Origin of the sequence: Streptomyces sp. NPDC102274 (assembly GCF_044766385.1) — a bacterium.
GTDB lineage: Bacteria > Actinomycetota > Actinomycetes > Streptomycetales > Streptomycetaceae > Streptomyces.
The window spans coordinates 22,953-42,700 of the sequence record NZ_JBIWLW010000024.1; the positions used below are offsets into that span (position 1 = coordinate 22,953).

Annotated in this window: 12 protein-coding genes and 1 riboswitch; of the genes, 1 reads left to right on the forward strand and 11 read right to left on the reverse strand. The window is 69.3% G+C overall.

The window, feature by feature from the left end:
* Positions 1-217: 217 nt before the first annotated feature.
* The 4 genes from ACIRQP_RS27945 to ACIRQP_RS27960 all read right to left on the reverse strand — a co-directional run bounded on the left by ACIRQP_RS27945 (position 218) and on the right by ACIRQP_RS27960 (position 5,004).
* Complete coding sequence (locus ACIRQP_RS27945) at positions 218-907, reverse strand: GntR family transcriptional regulator (RefSeq protein ID WP_403894192.1); 690 nt, start codon at positions 905-907, stop codon at positions 218-220.
* 192 nt (positions 908-1,099) lie between these two features.
* Positions 1,100-1,864 (reverse strand): M23 family metallopeptidase, encoded by a 765-nt coding sequence (locus tag ACIRQP_RS27950; RefSeq protein WP_403894194.1) that lies wholly within the window; start codon positions 1,862-1,864, stop codon positions 1,100-1,102.
* Positions 1,865-1,878: 14 nt separating this feature from the next.
* Positions 1,879-2,048, reverse strand: a riboswitch (cyclic di-AMP (ydaO/yuaA leader).
* A gap of 188 nt (positions 2,049-2,236) precedes the next feature.
* Positions 2,237-3,619, reverse strand: coding sequence for a M16 family metallopeptidase (locus ACIRQP_RS27955; RefSeq protein ID WP_403894404.1), 1,383 nt, complete (start codon positions 3,617-3,619; stop codon positions 2,237-2,239).
* A 17-nt stretch (positions 3,620-3,636) separates the two neighbouring features.
* On the reverse strand, positions 3,637-5,004 hold the full coding sequence (locus ACIRQP_RS27960; protein WP_403894406.1) for a M16 family metallopeptidase: 1,368 nt from the start codon (positions 5,002-5,004) through the stop codon (positions 3,637-3,639).
* Positions 5,005-5,205: 201 nt separating this feature from the next.
* Here ACIRQP_RS27960 and ACIRQP_RS27965 point away from each other — a divergent pair, with 201 nt between their 5' ends.
* Positions 5,206-7,656 (forward strand): DNA topoisomerase (ATP-hydrolyzing) subunit A, encoded by a 2,451-nt coding sequence (locus ACIRQP_RS27965; protein ID WP_403894197.1) that lies wholly within the window; start codon positions 5,206-5,208, stop codon positions 7,654-7,656.
* A gap of 12 nt (positions 7,657-7,668) precedes the next feature.
* Here ACIRQP_RS27965 and ACIRQP_RS27970 read toward each other — a convergent pair whose 3' ends face one another.
* From ACIRQP_RS27970 to ACIRQP_RS28000, 7 genes are all read right to left on the reverse strand, one after another.
* Positions 7,669-8,844 (reverse strand): CobW family GTP-binding protein, encoded by a 1,176-nt coding sequence (locus ACIRQP_RS27970; protein ID WP_403894199.1) that lies wholly within the window; start codon positions 8,842-8,844, stop codon positions 7,669-7,671.
* Between the two features lie 324 nt (positions 8,845-9,168).
* The gene (locus ACIRQP_RS27975; protein WP_403894202.1) at positions 9,169-10,773 is read right to left on the reverse strand and encodes a glycoside hydrolase family 13 protein; all 1,605 of its coding nucleotides are present in this window, start codon (positions 10,771-10,773) and stop codon (positions 9,169-9,171) included.
* Positions 10,774-10,811: 38 nt separating this feature from the next.
* Positions 10,812-11,732 (reverse strand): carbohydrate ABC transporter permease, encoded by a 921-nt coding sequence (locus ACIRQP_RS27980; protein WP_403894205.1) that lies wholly within the window; start codon positions 11,730-11,732, stop codon positions 10,812-10,814.
* Between the two features lie 16 nt (positions 11,733-11,748).
* Positions 11,749-12,705, reverse strand: a complete 957-nt coding sequence (locus ACIRQP_RS27985) for a carbohydrate ABC transporter permease (protein ID WP_403894208.1) — start codon at positions 12,703-12,705, stop codon at positions 11,749-11,751.
* 7 nt (positions 12,706-12,712) lie between these two features.
* Positions 12,713-14,062: an ABC transporter substrate-binding protein gene (locus ACIRQP_RS27990; protein ID WP_403894211.1), complete on the reverse strand. Its 1,350-nt coding sequence runs from the start codon at positions 14,060-14,062 to the stop codon at positions 12,713-12,715.
* 282 nt (positions 14,063-14,344) lie between these two features.
* Positions 14,345-15,355 (reverse strand): LacI family DNA-binding transcriptional regulator, encoded by a 1,011-nt coding sequence (locus ACIRQP_RS27995; protein ID WP_403894213.1) that lies wholly within the window; start codon positions 15,353-15,355, stop codon positions 14,345-14,347.
* A gap of 139 nt (positions 15,356-15,494) precedes the next feature.
* Positions 15,495-19,724 carry a discoidin domain-containing protein gene (locus ACIRQP_RS28000; RefSeq protein WP_403894216.1) on the reverse strand — a complete coding sequence of 1,410 codons (4,230 nt, stop codon included), beginning with the start codon at positions 19,722-19,724 and terminating at the stop codon, positions 15,495-15,497.
* Between the last annotated feature and the right edge of the window lie 24 nt (positions 19,725-19,748).

The following is a 19,748-nucleotide window of genomic DNA, read 5'->3' on the forward strand; positions in this document are numbered from 1 at the left end:
GCCCGCGTGGCCCCCGCGGGCCCCGCGCGGTCCCCCTCGCGGTCTCTCCCTGCGCGGGGGCGGGGCGGCCCCCCCCCCCCCCGCGCGGGGGGCCCCCCCCCCCCCCCCCCCCCCCCGGCTCCGTTTTCCGTGCGGGCAGCGGAAACAGCAGGGGAATCATCCGGGCAGCAAAAAAGGACGCCCTGACTATTTCTCTTCTTTGTATACGGCGTGATTGTTAATCGCGGACACTCCCGGTGTTTACGGCATGTTGCGAAACCCTCACCTTTTCCCGGCCGCGTTCCGGCCGCTTCAGCCGGTGCACTGCGGCCGTCCGCTCCGCGTGCAGCGCCGCCAGCGTCCGCGCCCGCTCCGCGTCGCCGCGTGCCACGGCGTCCACGATCGCGCCGTGCTCCGCCCAGGACTCCGCGGGGTCGGCGGGCTGGTCGACCACGTACATCCAGGCGATCTTGTGGCGGAGCTGGGTGAGCGGGGCGGTGAGCGCCGGGCTTCCCGATGCCTGGGCGAGCGTCTCGTGGAACCAGGCGCCGAGCGAGCGCAGATCCTCGCCCTGGCCTCTGCGGGCGCGCTCCTGCCCCAGTCTGACCAGGCCGCGCAGGACCTTGAGATGGGCTTCCGTACGGCGCTGGGCGGCGCGCGCGGCGCCCAGCGGCTCCAGCAGCAGCCGCACTTCGAGCAGGTCCGCCGCCTCCTGCTCGGTGGGCTCGGCCACGCAGGCGCCGACATGGCGGCGGGTGGTCACGAAGCCCTCCGACTCCAGCGTGCGCAGGGCTTCGCGCACCGGGACGCGGGAGACGCCGTAGCGCCGTGCCAGTTGCTCCTCCGTGAGCCGGCTGCCACGTTCGAATACGCCGGAGACGATGTCGTCGCGAATCGCCGTGCATACCGAGTGCGCGGGAACGCGCATGTCCGAACCTCCGCCTTAATCCGCGCGAAACGCCGCCGATTGACGCCTGTTCCGTGACTCTATTGCAATCATCGCGGATTTCCGATGGGTGCCCGGAATCAATGGATATCTTTTGGCCAGCGGACGTGGCGGGCACGGGGGCGGAGCGCCGAAGGCCCCGGCGCGGGCCGGGGTCTTCGGGGGGCGGAGTGGTCAGACGCTCACGCCGTGTGCACGCAGATACGCGACGGGGTCGATGTCCGAGCCGTAGTCGGGGCCCGTCCTGGCCTCGAAGTGGAGGTGCGGCCCGGTGGCGTTGCCGGTCGCGCCCGAGAGGCCGATCCGCTCCCCCGGGATGACGCTCCGGCCGACGGCGACGCCGATCGAGGAGAGGTGGCCGTACTGGGTGTACGTGCCGTCGCTCATCCGCAGCACGATGTTGTTGCCGTACGAGCCGCCCCAGCCCGCCTCGACCACGGTGCCCGCTCCTACGGCCACGACGGACGTGCCGGAGGCGGCGTGGAAGTCGATTCCGGAGTGGCTGCCGGAGGACCAGAGCGAGCCGCCCGCCCGGTACCCGGTGGTGATGTACGAGCCGGCGATGGGGAGCCGGAAGGCATTGAGGCGCTCGCGCTCGGCGGCCCGGGCCGCACGCTCCTTCTCCGCGCGGATCTCCTTGGCACGGGCCTCCGCCTTGCGCGCCGCCTCGGCCCTCGCCCTGACCTCGGCGGCGGCCCGGCGCTGCGCGTCGGCCTGGGCGTCGATGGTGCCGGCGAGAGAGTCGTTGATGACCAGGGCCTGGGTCAGACCGGTCTGCCGGGCGGCGGCCGCGCCGGTGTCGGCGGCGAGCGCCGGGGAAGCGGCGAGGGTGCTGATGACGCCGGTGGCGGTGAGCGTCGCGGCACCCGCGACGCTCACGCTCCTGCGGCTCATACGGCTGCGGGCACGATGCTTCCCGGTGGCACGGGTGAACGCCATGGAGGTGGCTGGTCCTTTCCTTCCTTCTCGCCTACCGGGTTAGCTGACGGGTTCGGAGCAGGAAGGTCTCCTACGGACCCCTCCGCGCGATCGAGCCGCGAAGGCCGTCCGATTCACCCCAGGGACGTGATGGGTCCCCGGCTCCCCGGGCTCGCGCCTGACGGGGACTCGGCGATGACTGCCCGATGCCGCGGACGCGGCGTAACTGGCGGACAGCCGGACCGACGTTAAGCAGGTGGTCTTTCAATCACCAAACAGACAGGCCCCTTTGTAGCGCACACCACAGGGCAGAGCGCCACCCTCACCAACAAAGAGGGACATAAAGGGAAACCCCGGCGGCCGAAGCCACCGGGGTTCCATGAAGCGGCCGGATCAGCCGGTGACGACCGTCACTTCGCCGATCCCGAGAGCCGTGACCGGCTCCTTGATCTGCGCGGCGTCACCGACGAGCACGGTGACGAGCCGGTCCACCGGGAAGGCGTTGACGGCCGCGGCCGTCGCCTCGACGGTGCCGGTCTCGGCCAGCCGCGCGTACAGCTGCGCCTGGAAGTCGTCCGGGAGGAACTGCTCGACCTGGTCGGCCAGCGTGCCCGCGACGGAGGCCGCCGTCTCGTACTTCAGCGGGGCCACCCCCACCAGGTTCTGGACGGCCACATCGCGCTCGTCGTCGGTCAGCCCCTCGGCCGCGAGGGTGCGCAGGACCGTCCAGAGGTCGTCCAGCGCCGGGCCGGTGGACTCGGTGTCCACGGAGCCGCTGATGGCGAGCATCGCCGCGCCGGTCGCACCGCCCGGCGCGTCGGGCGCCGAGGAGCGCAGCACCTGACCGAAGGCCCGTACGCCGTAGGTGTAGCCCTTCTCCTCGCGCAGCACCCGGTCCAGCCGGGAGGTGAGCGTGCCGCCCAGGCAGTATGTGCCGAGGACCTGGGCGGGCCAGACCCGGTCGTGCCGGTCGGCGCCGATGCGGCCGATCAGCAGCTGGGTCTGGACGGCGCCGGGCCGGTCCACGATCACCACGCGGCCCGTGTCGTCGGCGGTCACGGGCGGCACGGGACGGGGAGCGACGGTGTCGCCGGTCCAGGTGCCGAGGGTCTCGGCGAGGACCTCGTCGAGACCGACGCCGGTGAGATCACCGACGATCACGGCGGTGGCGGTGGCGGGGCGAACATGCGCCTCGTAGAAGGCGCGCACGCCCGCGGCGTCGATGCGCTCCACCGTCTCCTCGGTGCCCTGGCGCGGCCGTGACATGCGCGAGGAGGCCGGGAACAGCTCCTTGGAGAGCTGCTTGGCGGCCCGGCGGCCCGGGTTGGCGGTCTCGTGCGGGATCTCGTCGAGACGGTTGCTCACGAGCCGCTCGACCTCGCTGTCCGCGAAGGCGGGGGCCCGCAGCGCCTCGGCGAGCAGGCCGAGGGCCTTGGTCAGCCGGGAGACGGGGACCTCCAGGGAGATCCGGACGCCCGGGTGGTCGGCGTGCGCGTCGAGCGTGGCGCCGCAGCGCTCCAGCTCGGCGGCGAACTCCTCGGCGCTGTGCTTGTCGGTGCCCTCGGAAAAGGCCCGCGCCATGATCGTGGCGATGCCGTCGAATCCCTCGGGCTCGGCGTCCAGCGGGGCGTCGAGATTGATCTCGACCGCCACCACCTGCTGCCCGGGACGGTCGCAGCGCAGCACCGTCAGGCCGTTGTCGAGAGCGCCGCGCTCGGGGGCGGGGAAGGCCCAGGGCCTGGCCTCGCCGGCCGTCGGGCGTGGGTGGAAGTCCATGGTCACGGCAGCGTCGGTCACTGGTCCGCCCCCTCGTGCTCGTCGGTCTCGTCTTCATCGGCGGAGGCCTCGTCGCCGTCGGCGGTGACCGGTTCGTAGACCAGCACCGCGCGGTTGTCGGGGCGCAGCCGCGCCGCGGCGACGGCCCGTACCTCCTCGGCGGTGACATCCAGGACGCGGGTCACGGCGGTCAGGGCCAGCTGCGGGTCGCCGAAGAGCACGGCGAACCGGCACAGCTCGTCGGCGCGGCCGGCGACCGTACCGAGCCGGTCCAGCCACTCGCGCTCCAGCTGGGCCTGGGCCCGCTCCATCTCCTCCGCGGTGGGGCCCTCGGCGGCGAAGCGTGCCAGCTCCTCGTCGACCGCGGCCTCGATCTCCGGGACCTCGACACCGCCGGAGGTCTTCACGTCCAGCCAGCCCAGGGAGGGCGCGCCCGCCAGGCGCAGCAGTCCGAAGCCCGCGGCGACCGCGGTCCGGTCGCGGCGCACCAGCCGGTTGTGGAGCCGGGAGGACTCGCCGCCGCCGAGGACGGTCAGCGCCAGATCCGCGGCGTCGCACTCACGGGTGCCGTCGTGCGGCAGCCGGTAGGCGGCCATCAGCGCGCGTGCCGGGACCTCCTCGTGGACCTCCTCGCGCAGCTGCTCACCGATGGTGTCCGGGAGCGAGCCGTCGCGCGGCGGCTGCTTGCCGTCGTGGGACGGGATCGAGCCGAAGTACTTCTCGATCCAGCCGAGCGTCCGCTCGGGGTCGATGTCGCCGACGACCGAGAGCACCGCGTTGTTCGGCGCGTAGTTCGTACGGAAGAACGCGCGGGCGTCCTCCAGGGTCGCCGCGTCCAGGTCGGCCATCGAGCCGATCGGGGTGTGGTGGTACGGATGGCCCTCGGGGTACGCGAGCGCGGTCAGCCGCTCGAAGGACGTACCGTAGGGCACATTGTCGTACCGCTGGCGGCGCTCGTTCTTGACGACGTCCCGCTGGTTCTCCATGGACTCGTCGTCGAGCGCGGCGAGCAGCGAGCCCATCCGGTCGGCTTCCAGCCAGAGCGCCAGCTCCAGCTGGTGGGTGGGCATCGTCTCGAAATAGTTGGTGCGCTCGAAGCTGGTGGTGCCGTTCAGAGAGCCGCCGGCCCCCTGCACCAGCTCGAAGTGGCCGTTCCCCTTCACCTGCGCCGAGCCCTGGAACATCAGATGCTCGAAGAGGTGGGCGAGTCCCGTACGGCCCTTGACCTCGTGGCGTGAGCCGACGTCGTACCAGAGGCACACCGCGGCGACCGGGGTCAGGTGGTCCTCGGAGAGCACCACGCGCAGGCCGTTGGCCAGGCGGTGCTCGGTCGCTGTCAGGCCGCCGGAACCGGCCTGCGCTGTGGCCGTGTGACCCATGGGCATGTACGTCCCTTCGATCGCGATGTGGAGAAGTCCTGCCACTGTATGCAAGCGTGCTCGCACCTGGCGAAGTTCCCGGTGCGAGCACCCCCGACGCGTGCTCAACGACGGGTCGAGGTCGGGGTTGTCAGTGGCGCGGTCCACAATGGTCCGCGTCAGTCAGAGAAGTTGCCGTTCAGAACCTGTGAAGGAGCCGCAGCCGCGATGGCCCGCCGCAGCACGAAGACCCCGCCGCCGGAGGACTTCGAGGAGAAGATCCTCGACATCGACGTGGTCGATGAAATGCAGGGCTCCTTCCTCGAGTACGCCTACTCGGTGATCTACTCCCGGGCCCTGCCGGACGCCCGCGACGGTATGAAGCCGGTGCACCGCCGCATCGTGTACCAGATGAACGAGATGGGCCTGCGCCCCGACCGCGGCTATGTGAAGTGCGCGCGCGTCGTCGGTGAGGTGATGGGCAAGCTCCACCCGCACGGAGACGCGTCGATCTATGACGCCATGGTCCGCATGGCACAGCCGTTCTCGATGCGGTTGCCACTGGTGGACGGCCATGGCAACTTCGGTTCGCTCGGCAACGACGATCCGCCGGCCGCCATGCGTTACACCGAGTGCCGGATGGCCGACGCCACGTCACTGATGACGGAGTCGATCGACGAGGACACCGTCGATTTCGAGTCGAATTACGACGGCCAGGAGCGGGAACCGGTCACGCTTCCGGCCGCGTATCCGAACCTGCTGGTCAATGGCGCCTCGGGGATCGCGGTCGGGATGGCGACGAACATGCCGCCGCACAACCTCGGGGAGGTCGTGTCGGCCGCGCGCCATCTGATCAAGCACCCGGGCGCGGACCTGGAGACGCTGATGCGTTTCGTGCCGGGTCCCGACCTGCCCACCGGTGGCCGGATCGTGGGGCTGACCGGCATCAAGGACGCCTACGAGAAGGGCCGGGGCACGTTCAAGATCCGGTCCACCGCGACGGTGGAGGACGTCTCCGCGCGCCGCAAGGGCCTGGTCATCACGGAACTGCCGTTCACGGTCGGTCCCGAGAAGGTGATCGCGAAGATCAAGGATCTGGTCTCCGCCAAGAAGCTCCAGGGCATCGCGGACGTCAAGGACCTCACGGACCGTTCGCACGGACTGCGCCTGGTCATCGAGGTCAAGAACGGCTTCGTGCCCGAGGCGGTGCTTGAGCAGCTCTACAAGCTGACGCCGATGGAGGAGACCTTCGGGATCAACAATGTGGCGCTGGTCGACGGCCAGCCGCTGACCCTGGGGCTGAAGGAACTGCTGGAGGTCTATCTCGACCACCGCTTCACGGTGGTGCGGCGGCGCAGCGAGTTCCGCCGGACGAAGCGGCGTGACCGGCTTCACCTGGTCGAGGGACTGCTCGTCGCGCTCATCGACATCGATGAGGTCATCCGGCTGATCCGGTCGAGCGACAACTCCGCGCAGGCCAAGGAGCGGCTGATCGAGCGCTTCTCGCTCAGCGACATCCAGACGCAGTACATCCTGGACACGCCGCTGCGCCGGCTCACCCGGTTCGACCGGATCGAGCTGGAGAGCGAGCGCGACCGGCTCAACGGCGAGATCGACGAGCTGACCGGCATCCTGGATTCGGACACCGAGCTGCGCAAGCTGGTCTCGTCCGAACTGGCCGCGGTGTCCAAGAAGTTCGGCACCCCGCGGCGCACGGTGCTGCTGGAGTCCGCGAGTTCGTCCGTCGCGTCCGTCCCGCTGGAGGTCGCGGACGACCCGTGCCGGGTGCTGCTCTCGTCCACCGGTCTGCTGGCCCGTACGGTCAACGGCGAGCCGTTGGAGGGCGGTGACGGCAAGCGCGTCAAGCACGATGTGATCGTCTCGGCCGTCCCGGCGACGGCGCGCGGTGACATCGGCGCGGTGACCTCCACCGGACGGCTGCTGCGGATCGCGGTGATCGACCTGCCCCAGCTGCCGGACACGGCCTCGGCGCCGAGTCTGTCGGGCGGGGCGCCTGTTTCGGAGTTCCTCGCGCTGGAGGGTGACGAGGAGCTGGTCTGTCTGACCACGCTGGACGAGTCGTCCCCGGGGCTCGCGCTGGGCACGCTCCAGGGCGTCGTCAAGCGGGTGGTGCCCGACTATCCGTCCAACAAGGACGAGTTGGAGGTCATCGGCCTCAAGGAGGGCGACCGGGTCGTCGGCGGCGCGGAGCTGCGGACGGGCGAGGAGGATCTGGTCTTCATCACCTCCGACGCCCAACTGCTGCGCTATCCGGCCGCGCAGGTACGGCCGCAGGGCCGGCCCGCGGGCGGTATGGCGGGGGTCAAGCTCGCCGAGGGCGCCTCGGTGATCTCGTTCACGGCGGTGGATCCGGCGGCGGACGGCGTGGTCTTCACGGTCACCGGGTCGGTCGGCACGCTGGACGATTCGGTGCGTACGGCCAAGCTCACCCCGTTCGACGAGTACCCGCGCAAGGGCCGGGCGACGGGCGGTGTGCGCTGTCACCGGTTCCTGAAGGGCGAGGACATGCTGGTCCTGGCCTGGGCCGGAGCGAGTCCGGCACGGGCGGCGACGAAGACCGGTGCTCCGGTGGAGCTGCCGGAGCCCGACCCGCGCCGGGACGGCTCGGGCACGCCGTTCACGAAGGCGGTCGCGACCCTGGCCGGACCCGCGCACTGACGGCCGGGCCGCTCACGGCATGTCCGGGTCCGGGCCTTCGGGCTCGGACCCGGGATCGGGGTCGGGATCGGGGTCGGTCAGGTCGGGTACGTAGCGCAGAACGCCCCACATGGCGCTCTCGTCGACGGCGGCGGCGTCCCGCGATGCCGCTGTCCGTGGTGGTGGATCCTGGCAGGCGTCCAGCTCCTTGAGCAGGGCCTCCCGGTCGATTCCCGAGCCGATCAGCACCAGTTGGCTGAGGCGTTCCTCACCACGGCCCCAGGGCGCCGGGTGGAAGCGCAGCGACCGGCCGACCGCGTGAAGGGCATAGCGGTTGGCCGGGTCGGCCGCGCCGAAGTCGACGAATCCCTTGATCCGGTAGAGCCCCGGGGGCCGGGAGTCGAGGAAGGTCATGAGCCGCCGCGGGTTCATCGGGGCCTCGGCGATGAAGGACACGCTCTCGTAGGCCGCGTGGAGATGACCGTCGTGGGACGCCCGACCGTCGTGGAACGCCTGATCACCGTGGAACGCCTGATCGTCGTGGGCGGCGTGCGTGTCCTCGTACAGGTCCTCGAAGGAGAGCTGGCGGGCCTTCTCCTCCTCGTCGGGACGGACCGCGGGGTCGAAGAGCAGTTCCGGATCGATCCGGCCGTACGCGGCGGAGACCACCGGCGTCCCCGGACCCAGTCCGTCCAGGGTGGCGAGGATGCGCCGGTGTTCCGTCCCCGTCACCCGGTCGGTCTTGTTGAGCACCACGAGATCGGCGATCGAGATATGCCGGTCGATCTCCGGATGGCGCGCCCGGGTGGCGTCGAACTCGGCGGCGTCGACGACCTGGACCAGCCCTCCGTACACGGCGTGCGGATGGTCGCCGGTGAGGATCATCCGGACGAGTTCCTGTGGTTCCGCCAGTCCGCTGGCCTCGATGACGACGATGTCGATCCGGGCGGACGGCCGGGTCAGCCGCTCCAGGTAGCCGTCGAGTTCGCTCGCGTCCACGGCGCAGCACAGACAGCCGTTGCCGAGCGAGACCGTCGAGCCGACCTGCCCGGCGACCGTCATCGTGTCGATCTCGATGGCGCCGAAGTCATTGACGACCACCGCGATCCTGTTGCCCGCGCGGCGCCGCAGCAGATGGTTGAGCAAGGTCGTCTTGCCCGATCCCAGAAAGCCGGTGAGGACGACCACCGGGATCTGCTTCCTGCTCACGCGCGTGCCTCCGTGCCGTGCCGGTCCGGTTCCGTACCGCTCGGCCGGCCGGCACCGGCTGGGGCGGGTGCGGTCCCACGTAACGGGCCGCCGGGCGAATGATCTTGAGGTCCGCCGTCCGCTCCAGGATATGGGCGCTCCGGCGGACCGCTCGCGCGGCGGCGAAGACCGGCGTGACCATCGCGCGGGGCGGGTGAACCGAGCGGCCGGTACAACGGCCCCCGTCCGCCCAGGGACCCGCCCCGAGCGGGACGGATCCGAGCTGAGCGGACGGGGGCTGTACGGCACGGCCTGGCGGGTGCCCGGACGAGTGAGTCCGGTGATTCAGCTCCGCAGCCAGGCCGCAGTGTCCCGCGGGAGGCGCCCGCCGTCCAACGGGCCGCTGGTGAGCAGGACACGTGTGTGGGCGGGGAGTTCCGCCGGTTCCTCCGCGAGGTTGACGAAGCAGACCAGACCGTCGGTACGGGCGAAGGACAGCACCCCTGGAGCGGCCTCCAGCCAGCTCATCGGCCCGTCCCCGAAGCCCGGTTCCGTACGGCGCAGCCGCAGGGCCTCGCGGTAGAGGGCGAGCATCGACGCCGGATCGGCCCCCTGGAGATCCGCGGCGTACGTGGCCCACGACTCCGGCTGCGGCAGCCATGGTTCGGTCTCCGAGCCGAACCCCGCGTACGGTTCGCCCGCCGTCCAGGGCAGCGGCACCCGGCAGCCGTCACGCCCCGGGTCCGTGCCGCCGGAGCGGAAGTGCATCGGATCCTGGATCCGGTCACGCGGGATCTCCGCCTCGGGCAGCCCCAGTTCCTCTCCCTGGTAGAGATAGACGGCGCCGGGGAGCGCCAGCGAGAGCAGCGCGGCGGCGCGCGCCCTACGGGTGCCCAGGTCCGTGTCCGTCGGGGTGCCGAACGCCTTGGCCGCGAAGTCGAAGCCGCTGGCCTCCCGGCCGTACCGGGTGACCGTGCGGGTCACATCGTGGTTGCAGAGCACCCAGGTGGCCGGGGCGCCGACGGGCGCGTGCTCGGCGACCGTCTCGTCGATCGCGGTCCGCAGCAGGGCCGCGTCCCAGGGGCAGGCCAGGAAGTTGAAGTTGAACGCGGTGTGCAGTTCGTCCGGGCGCAGGTAGCGCACGAAGCGCTCGGTGTCGGGCAGCCAGACCTCGCCGACGAAGATGGCGTCGTACTCGTCGGCGATGGCGCGCCAGGAGCGGTAGATGTCATGCAGTTCGTCGAGGTCGATGTAGGGGTGCGGGTCACGGCCCGCGGTGAAGTCCGGCAGCGCCGGGTCCTTGGCGAGCAGCGCGGCCGAGTCGATCCGTACGCCGGCGACGCCCCGCTCGAACCAGAAGCGCAGCACGTCCTCGTGCTCCCGGCGCACCGCGGGATGGGCCCAGTTGAGGTCGGGCTGCTCGGGGGCGAAGAGATGCAGGTACCACTCGCCGTCCTCCAGCCGGGTCCAGGGCGTGCCGCCGAATTCGGAGCTCCAGTCGTTCGGCGGGATCTCGCCGTTCTCGCCACGCCCGGGTCTGAAGTGGAACAGCCGGCGTTCGGGGCTGCCGGAGCCCGCGGCCAGCGCGGCCTTGAACCAGGCGTGCTGGTCGGAGACATGGTTGGGTACGACGTCGATGATCGTACGGATACCCAGTTCACGCGCCTCGGCGATGAGCTTCTCGGCCTCGGCGAGGGTGCCGAAGGCGGGGTCGATGGCCCGGTAGTCCGCCACGTCGTAGCCGCCGTCGGCGAGGGGCGAGAGATACCAGGGGGTGAACCAGATGGCGTCCACGCCGAGTTGCACGAGATACGGCAGCCTCGCCCGTACGCCCGCGAGATCTCCGGTGCCGTCACCGTCACCGTCGGCGAAGCTGCGTACGTAGATCTGGTAGATGGCGGCGTCACGCCACCAATTCGTGTCGGCGGGCGCCACAGGGCTGCCTTCCATACGACTTCCTTTCACGATGTTCGGCCCTGATGTCCTGGTCAGCCCTTGGAGCTGCCGGCGCTGATGCCGGCGATGATGTGGCGCTGGAACACCAGGAACATCAGGACCATCGGGATACTGGCGATCACCATGGCGGCGATGAGTACCGACAGCGGGATGTTCTGCGACAGCTGGACCAGCGCGACGCTGATGGGTTGTTTGTCGGTGTCCGAGAAGACCATCAGCGGCCAGAGGAAGTCCTGCCAGACGGCGACCAGCGCGAAGATGGAGACCACGCCGAGCACCGGCCGTGACATGGGCAGCAGGATCGACCAGAGCGTACGGAGCTTTCCCGCTCCGTCGATCTCCGCCGCCTCCAGCACATCGCGCGGGATCTGGTCGAAGAACCGCTTCAGCAGATAGAGGTTGAACGCGTTGGCCACGGCCGGCAGCCAGATCCCCAGCGGGTCGTTGAGCAGGCTGGTGTGGATCAGCGGCAGATCGGCGATGGTCAGGTACTTCGGTACGAGCAGCGCCTGGGCCGGGACCATCAGGGTGGCGAGGATGCCTCCCAGGATCACCTTCCCGAACGCCGGCCTCAGTTTGGACAGGGCGTAGGCCGCCGCCGTGCAGAAGACGATCTGGAGGATCCAGGCGCCGGCGGCCTGGACCACCGTGTTCCACAGATGGGTGGGGAGCTGCATCAGGTCCCAGGCGTCGGTGTACGCGCTGAGGTGCCAGCTGTCGGGGACCAGCGTCGGCGGCGTCCGCACCAGTTCGTCCGGGGACTTCATGGCCCCGGAGGCCATCCAGTACACCGGGAACAGGAAGGCCAGGACGAACGCGAGGACGACACCGCCGAAGACGATCCAGTAGAGCGTCCTGCCCCGGGTGCTCGCGAGCGCGAGCGGGGAGACGAGGGTGCGTACGGCCGGGGTGCGTACAGCGGGGGTACGTACGGCCGAGGTACGTCGGATCATGCGCCGCGCTCCTCTCTCAGTCGTCGGTGCGGGTGAGCCGCAGATAGAGGGCGGAGAAGAGGCTGAGCACGATCAGCAGCATCACGCTCAGGGCGCACGCCCCGCCGAAGTCGTTGTAGAGGAACGCGTACTTGTAGATGAGATAGAGGATCGTGACCGTGGAGTTCTCCGGTCCGCCGCCGGTGATCACGAAGGGCTCCGTGAACACCTGCATCGTGGCGATGATCTGGAGCAGCATCAGCATCAGGATGATGAACCGGGTCTGCGGGATGGTCACATGGCGCACGCGCTGCCAGATGCCGGCGCCGTCCAGCTCCGCCGCCTCGTACAGTTCCCCCGGGATGCCCTGGAGAGCGGCGAGATAGATCAGGACGGTGCCGCCCATGTTCGCCCAGGTCGCGACGATGACGAGGGAGAGGAGCGCGGTGTCGGCGCCGTTGGTCCAGTTCGAGGTGGGCAGATGGAGGAAGCGCAGCGCCTCGTTGGCGAGACCGGCGCCCGGATCGTAGAACCACTTCCACAGCAGGGCGCTGACCACCGGCGGGATCATCACCGGCAGATAGACGACCACCCGGAAGAACGCCTTCGCGTGGCGCAGTTCATTGAGGACGAGTGCCATCACGAACGGGACCGCGAAGCCGATCAGCAGGGCGATCAGGGTGAAGGTGAGCGTGTTGCGCCAGGCCGCCCCGAACTCGGGGTCGTCGAAGACATGGGTGAAGTTGTCCGTCCCGACCCACTCCGGAGCCGACCCGGGGGTGTACTTCTGGAAGGCGATGATCACCGCGCGGATCGCCGGGTACCAGGAGAACAGGGCGAAGCAGATGAGGCCGCCGATCAGGAACCCGTAGGCGCGCGCCTGATGGGACAGCTTGCGGCGGAGGGGGCCCGCGGCCGCGCGGCCCGCCGGGCGCTGTCCCGGGGTGGCGGGCGGCGCGGCGGCGGACCGGTGGGGGGCCTGGGCAGTCTTCATCGACGCGTCAGCCTCGCGCCAGGATTCCGTCGATCTTGGACTGCGCGTCCTTGAGGAGGCCGTCGATGTCGGCGTCCTTCTTGGTGAGGACCGAGGAGACGGCTCCGTCGAGGACCGAGTAGATCTGCTGGGCCTTCGGCGGCTCCAGCTTCGCGGTGAGCTGCTGGCTGCCGTCCAGGAACGCCTGGTAGTTCTCGACCGGGACGTTGGCGTACTGCTTCTTCAGCTCCTGGTCCTTGGTGTCCGTGGCGCCGGTCCACAGCCGGGGCTCGGGGAGACCGACCGGGGCCTTCAGATCGGCGGCGCGCTTCCAGTTGTTGAGCCCGGTGCCCGGGGCGTTCGTCTGGAACTCCAGCCACTTCAGACCGGCCCTGATCTGCTCGGGGGAGGCCTTCTTGTTGAACATGTAGCCGTCGCCGCCGATGAGCGTGCCCTTGCCGCCGGGCATGGGGGCGAGCGCGAGGTCCTCGTACTTGCCGCCCTTCTCCTTGACCAGGATCGGCACGTTGTCGGGCGCGGAGATGTACATGCCGAGCTTGCCGGAACCCATCATCTGCTGGACGTCGTTGAGGATCAGGAGCTGCTTGGTCCCCATGGAGTTGTCCGTCCAGCGCATGTCCTTGAGGTTCTGCAGGACGGCCTTGCCCGCGGGGGTGTCGACGCTCCCCTTCTCGCCGTCCGCGGTGACGACATCGCCGCCCTGCGAGTAGATCTCGGCGGTGAAGTGCCAGCCGCCCTGGTTCTGCGCGCTGTAGTCGGCGTATCCCACATAGCCCTGGCCGAGTCCCGCGATCTTCTTGGCGGCGGCGCGGACCTCTTCCCAGGTGGCCGGGGGCTTGTCGGGGTCGAGGCCGGCCTGCTGGAAGAGCTTCTTGTTGTAGAGGAGGCCCATCGAGTAGTTCGTCCGCGGAACGCCGTAGACCTTGCCGTCGACGGTGTAGACGTCGCGCAGCGACTGCTGGATGTCGCTGTAGCCCTTCATCTCCTGCACGTACGAGGTGATGTCCGCCGCCTGGTTGATGTCGACGACGTGCTTGGCGTCCGTGAAGTAGGTGTAGAAGACGTCTTCCATCTGACCGCCGGCGAGCTTCGCGTCGAAGGTCTTCGGATCCTGGCAGGGGAAGGCGTCGCGGCCGACGACGTCGATGTCCGGGTTCGCCTTCTCGAACGTCTTCATGTCGTCCTCGAAGCTCTGCCGGTCGATCTTGGCGCTCTTCGGCGGCATGCAGTTCACGGAGATACGCGTCTTGCCATCGGCGGTGTCCTCGCTGCCCGAGCCGCACGCGGCCAGACCAGTGAGGGCGAGCGCGGAGGCTATGGCTGCGGTACAGGTGCGGCTGAACCCGGAACGTCTCATCGGTGGGACCCCTCTTGGGCAGGAGCGTGGGAAACCCACAGCTGCTCGCTGTGTGGCGGCGCTCACTCAACCACCAACTACGGATGTCCGCAATATGTCGCCCCGATTTCGCAAATACTTGACAGTTGGTGCGCATGTCCGGTCATCTGTATGCGGAACGGCCTCGCAACGCGGCGGGCCCCGCACGCCGTTCGCGTGCGGGGCCCGGATCCTGCCTGTCGTCGTGCAGCCGTCGTGTTGTCGTCGCCCGGTCGCCGTCGCGCTGCCCGGCGCGACCGCCCGTCAGCCGCGCGGGGCCTGCGCCGTGGACCCGCGTACCACCAGCTCCGGCTCGAACAGCAGCTCACCGGGCGGCACCGCGCCACCCTGGATCTGGGCGCTCAGCATCTCCACGGCCGCCCGCCCCATGGCCTCAATGGGCTGCCGGACGGTGGTCAGCGGCGGCTCGGTGCAATTCATGAAAGCGGAGTCGTCGAAACCGACGACGGACACCTCTCGCGGTACGTCGAGACCGCGTCGGCGGGCGGCCCGCACCGCACCGAGGGCCAGCGGGTCACTCGCGCAGATGATGCCCGTGACACCGCGGTCGAGCAGCCGAGACGCCGCCGCGTGCCCACCCTCCAGCGAGAACATGGTCCGCTCGACGCAGTCGTCGGGAAGCTTCCCCCGGGCGGACTTCGCCGCCGCCAGCGCCGCGGCGAGCTTGCGCCGGGACGGCACATGGTCGGAGGGGCCGAGTACGAGACCGATGCGCTCGTGGCCGAGCGAGGCGAGATGGCGCCAGGCCTGCTCGACGGCCACGGCGTCGTCGCAGGAGATACAGGGGAAGTCGAGGTTCTCGATCGGCGCGTTGATCAGGACGACCGGGATCTTGCGCTCGGCGAGCAGCCGGTAGTGGTCGTGCGGGGCGTCCGCCTGCGCGAACAGCCCGCCGGCGAAGACCACCCCGGAGACCTGCTGCTGAAGCAGCAGTTCCACATAGTCCGCCTCGGAGACGCCGCCCTTCGTCTGGGTGCACAGCACAGGCGTCAGTCCCTGCTGGGCCAGCGCCCCGCCGATCACTTCGGCGAACGCCGGGAAGATGGGGTTCTGCAACTCCGGCAGGACCAGACCGACGAGCCGGGCGCGCTCGCCACGCAGCTGTGTCGGCCGCTCGTAGCCCAGGACGTCGAGCGCGGTCAGCACCGACTGGCGCGTGGCCTGCGAGACACCGGGCTTGCCATTGAGTACCCGGCTGACCGTGGCCTCGCTGACCCCAACCTTCTTCGCCACCTGAGCAAGTCGTCGCGTCATACACGCAAGACTATCGCAAGGGTTGCAAGCTACTTGCTTGAGAGCGTAATTCGAGCGTAAAGGCGCCGGTAAGCGAGGTGCCGGCCGGAAGCGACCGGCCGGCACCACACTACGGCCCTCGGGGGCCCTGAGCCCCCTCCTACGGGTTGATGTTGATCTTGAAGTTGGGCGTCGTGTTCTTCACGTCCATGGCGTTGTTGTTGAGCGTCAGACCGTTGAAGGTGACCTCACCGACGGCCGGGCCCTGACCCGCCTCCGGCATCTCGTTGGCCCACAGTCCGAAGCCGGACTTGGCGTCGAAGGCGTCACCGCTCTTGCGCGCCCCGGAGATCGAGATGTCGCTGAGGATGGTGTCCTTGATCGGGAACTGCGGCTGGCCGCCCACATAGTTGGTCTGGAACATGATGCCGCTGTAGGTCGGATCGACGATGTCGACACTGTTGATCCGGATCCCCTGGAACACCTTGGACGCCGAGAACAGCCAGATCCCGGGGAAAGTCTGCGTTCCCCAGAAGTGGCCGCCGGCCCGGACGATCGACACGTTCTCGATCGTCGTCGGATCGGTCCCGAAGCCGTTCATCGGATAACCGAAGTCCAGCGAGCTGACCGTGATGCCCGAGTACACGAGCGTGTCCGCGATATGGACGTTGCGGAAGGTGTTGTTGAAGCCGCCGTACACGGCCAGGCCCGCCGCGCGCCAGGTGAGGATCGAGGTCAGGTTCTCGTAGACGTTGTTCTTCATGTCCGCGCCCCCGGCGTCGATCGCCGAGAACAGCGCGAAGCTGTCGTCGCCCGTGGCCCGCGCCTCGTTGTTGACGACATGGTTGTCCGTGCTGCCGTTGGTCATGTTGATGCCGTCGGCGAACATGTTGCGGATCCGGGAGTTCTTGATCGTGATGTTGTCCGTGTTGGCGCCCCAGTAGAGGCAGACCATGTGCTCGTTCCAGATGTTGTCGATCACGATGTCGGAGACATTCGAGAAGTCGAACACCTTGCCCGGACCGTCGATACGCGAGGTGTAGTTGCCGAAGTACGCGAAGCCGCTGAAGGACGAGCCCTTCGCCGCGGCCTCCGCACGGAAGCCGACATCGGTGTTGTCCTGTGTCGCCGGGGCGTGGAACTTGGTGTACCAGGGACCGGCGCCGACGACCTTCACCGGCTTCCCGTACACCTGGAACTTGCTGGACGTCTGGTAGTCACCGGGCGGCAGATAGACACCGACCAGCTTCCCCGTGGTGTCCATCCGGACCCGGTCCAGGGCGTTCTGCACGTCCTGGTGGGCGAATCCGGCCGGGACCGTGTACGTCGCCGGGTCCGGGTTGGCGATCTGCGCGACCTGCTCCAGGTTGATGAAGTCGATCGCGTACGTGGTGGTGTTGGGCGTGTCCTTCTGGAGCCTGATCTTGCTGCCCGCCGGGACGGTCTTGCCCAGCATGACGTTCGCCTCGTCGTAGATGTGCCGGGGCGCACCGGAGCCGGGCGAGTTGCCGGGGCCGGCCTCCGCTCCGTACAGCCACGCGTACTTGGAGGTGAGGTCGATCGCCTTGAGGAAGGTGCCGTCGACATAGACGTTCAGGGTGGAGTCGATGCCACCGCCGCCCGCCGAGTCCGGTATCGAGAACCGCGTGACCAGCGTGTTCGTAGTGGCCCTGGTGGTGAACTCGACGTAGTTGCCGGTGTTGTTGAGCGTGACGGCCTTACGCCCCGACGCCTCGCCCGCGACATCGCCGACAGTCCGGTTCGGGCCGACGACCTGTGCGCCGCCGCCCGCCGTGCCGTCCTCCGCCTCGTACATGTCGTACGGCATATTGGCGCCGCGCCCGACGAACAGCGGCTGTGTGCTGGTGTTGTTCGCGCGCTTCACCGGCAGTTCGTTGGTGTCGTCGGCGAGGACCACCTTCACGGTGTACGAGCCGTTGGCCGCGGCCCAGGTGCCGAGGCCCACCGGCGGGGTGGTCGCCCCGGCGGCGATGGTCCCGTTGTGCGAGCCGGTCAGGGTCCTGACCGTGGCGCCCTTGGAGTCGAGCAGGGAGAGCGTGATGCCGTGCGCGCCGGCCGCGGAGGCCACCGTGCCCTGGTTCCTGATCGCCACCGAGAAGGTGACGGTGTCCCCGGCCGAGGGCGAGGACGGTGAGGTGGAGACGGTCGCGGCGACCAGGTCCGAGCTGGAGACCGGCTTCACCACCAGCGCGCCGGGGCTGGTGTAGGAGTTGTTGGTCTCGTTCTGCTCGATGACCGTGTTGCCCGGGTCGGCGACCGCGCCGAGCTGGTACGAACCGGCGTCACGCGGGCCGATGTCCGCCGTGACGGTGGCCGAGGCCCCGGCCGCCAGGGCGCCCACCGAAGCGGTGGCCGCCTTGCTGCCGCCGAGCTGGAACTCGACCGTGCTGGCCGGTGCGGCGACCGCTCCGGAGTTGCGTACGGTCGCCGACAGGGTGATCGGGTCCGACTCGACCGGCGCGGCGGGGGTCGCGCCGACCGCCGTGACCTGGAGGTCGGGGTTGGGCGCCGGATCGCCGAGCACCTGGAACTCCGCCACCTGTCCCGCGCCGGAGCCGGTGTTGGAGGTGAACCTCAGCTGGACGTCGGCGACGCGCGCGCTGACCGGGATGGTCACCGCGTTCCCGTTCGCCGGGCTGAACGCGTAGTCCTTGGCGGCCACCAGGCTGGTGAGACCCGAGGCGCTCTGCTCACGCCCCAGCACCTGGATGTTCTGGGTCCGCGCTCCCCAGCTGCTGTCCGGGTTGAGCTTGACGACGACGCTCTGAGTGTCGGCGTTGGCGCCCAGTTTCACAGTGAGGGTGTTGGGGTAGCTGCCGCCCGCGCCCTCCCAGTAGGTGGTGACGCTGTTGTCGTTCGCGTTCTCCGCGACGAAGGTGTGGATCACGGAGGACGCGGAGATCGGCTTGCCGACGGCGAGGTTCGACGCCGAGCCGCTGCTGCCGTTCCTGGTGACCGTGTTGCTGTCGCCGGAGCGGTTGCCCGCCGCGTCCCTGGCCCGTACGTAGTACGAGACGGTCGTACCGGCGGGCTGGGTGTCCGTGTATGTGGTGACAGTGCCGGCCACGGTCTGGCGCAGCACGTTGTTGGCGTAGATCTCGTACCCGGTCACACCCGTGTTGTCCGTCGACGCGGCCCAGGTCAGCCTGACCTGACCGGAGGACGGCTCGGTGAACGCGAGGTTGGCGGGGGCGGTGGGCGCCTGTGTGTCACCGCTGCCGCCCTGGCGGGTGACGGTGTTGCTGTTGTTCGAGACGTTTCCGGCCGCGTCCTTGGCCCGTACGTAGTACGAGACGGTCGAGCCGGCGGGCTGGGTGTCGGCGAACGTCGTGACCCCGCCGGCGACGCTGGTGCGCAGCTCGTTGTTGGCGTAGATGTCGTAGCCGGTCACACCGGTGTTGTCGGTGGACGCCTTCCAGGTCAGCTTGATCTGACCGGTGGCCGGCTCGGTGTAGGCCAGCTCCGTGGGCGCGCTGGGCGCCTGCGTGTCACCGGTCTCGGGACCGTAGATCTCCAGTTCGGAGAGCTGACCGCCGGGCTGGCCGGTATTGGCCGTGATCAGCACCCGGACATAGCGTGTGGTGACGGAGTCGAAGGGGATCGTCACCGCCTGTCCGCCCGCGGCGTTGAAGGTGTACGCCTGGGACGCGGTCAGATCCGTGAAGGCGGAGTTGTGCTCGCTCCCCTGGATCTTCAGCGTCTGGCTCCTGGCTCCCCAGCCGTCCGGCAGCCTCAGCACCACCTGGTTGACGCGGACCGAGGAGCCGAGGTCGGCCTGGATCCACTGCGGGAAGGCGTTGTTCCTGCTCTCCCAGTAGCTGGCCTTGTTGCCGTCATTGGCGTTGCCGGGCCCGTAGACCTCGGTGAAGCTGCTCGCCGTGAGCGTCCTGCCGAGGGCGAGGTTCACCGACGCCGCGGCGGCCGCGTGCACCTCCAGCTCGGAGAGCTGGGCCTTCTTCCCCGCCGTGTTGGCCGTGATGTCGGCCCGTACGAAGCGGGCCTTGGTGGCCGGGAAGGACACGGTGACCTTGTTGCCGGCGCCCTTGCTGAAGGTGTACGTGGCGGAGGACTTCAGCGTCGAGAAGCTGGTGCCGTCCGCGCTCCCCTGGAGGGAGAGCGTCTGCTTCCGGGACTCCCACCCTGCGGGGAGCTTCAGCACCACCTGGTCGACGCGCTTGCTCGACCCCAGGTCCGACTGCACCCACTGGGGAAGCTTCTTGCCGTCACCCTCCCAGTACGTGGACTGATCCCCGTCCGTCACGTTCCGGGCGGTCCCGTCGCCCGACGTCGTGCTCGCCGCCGCGGTCCGCCCCGCGGCGATGTTGGGACCGTCGTCCGCCGCAGCGGTCATCGACGGCCAGCCGATCATCAAAAGACTGGTGGCTATGGCGGT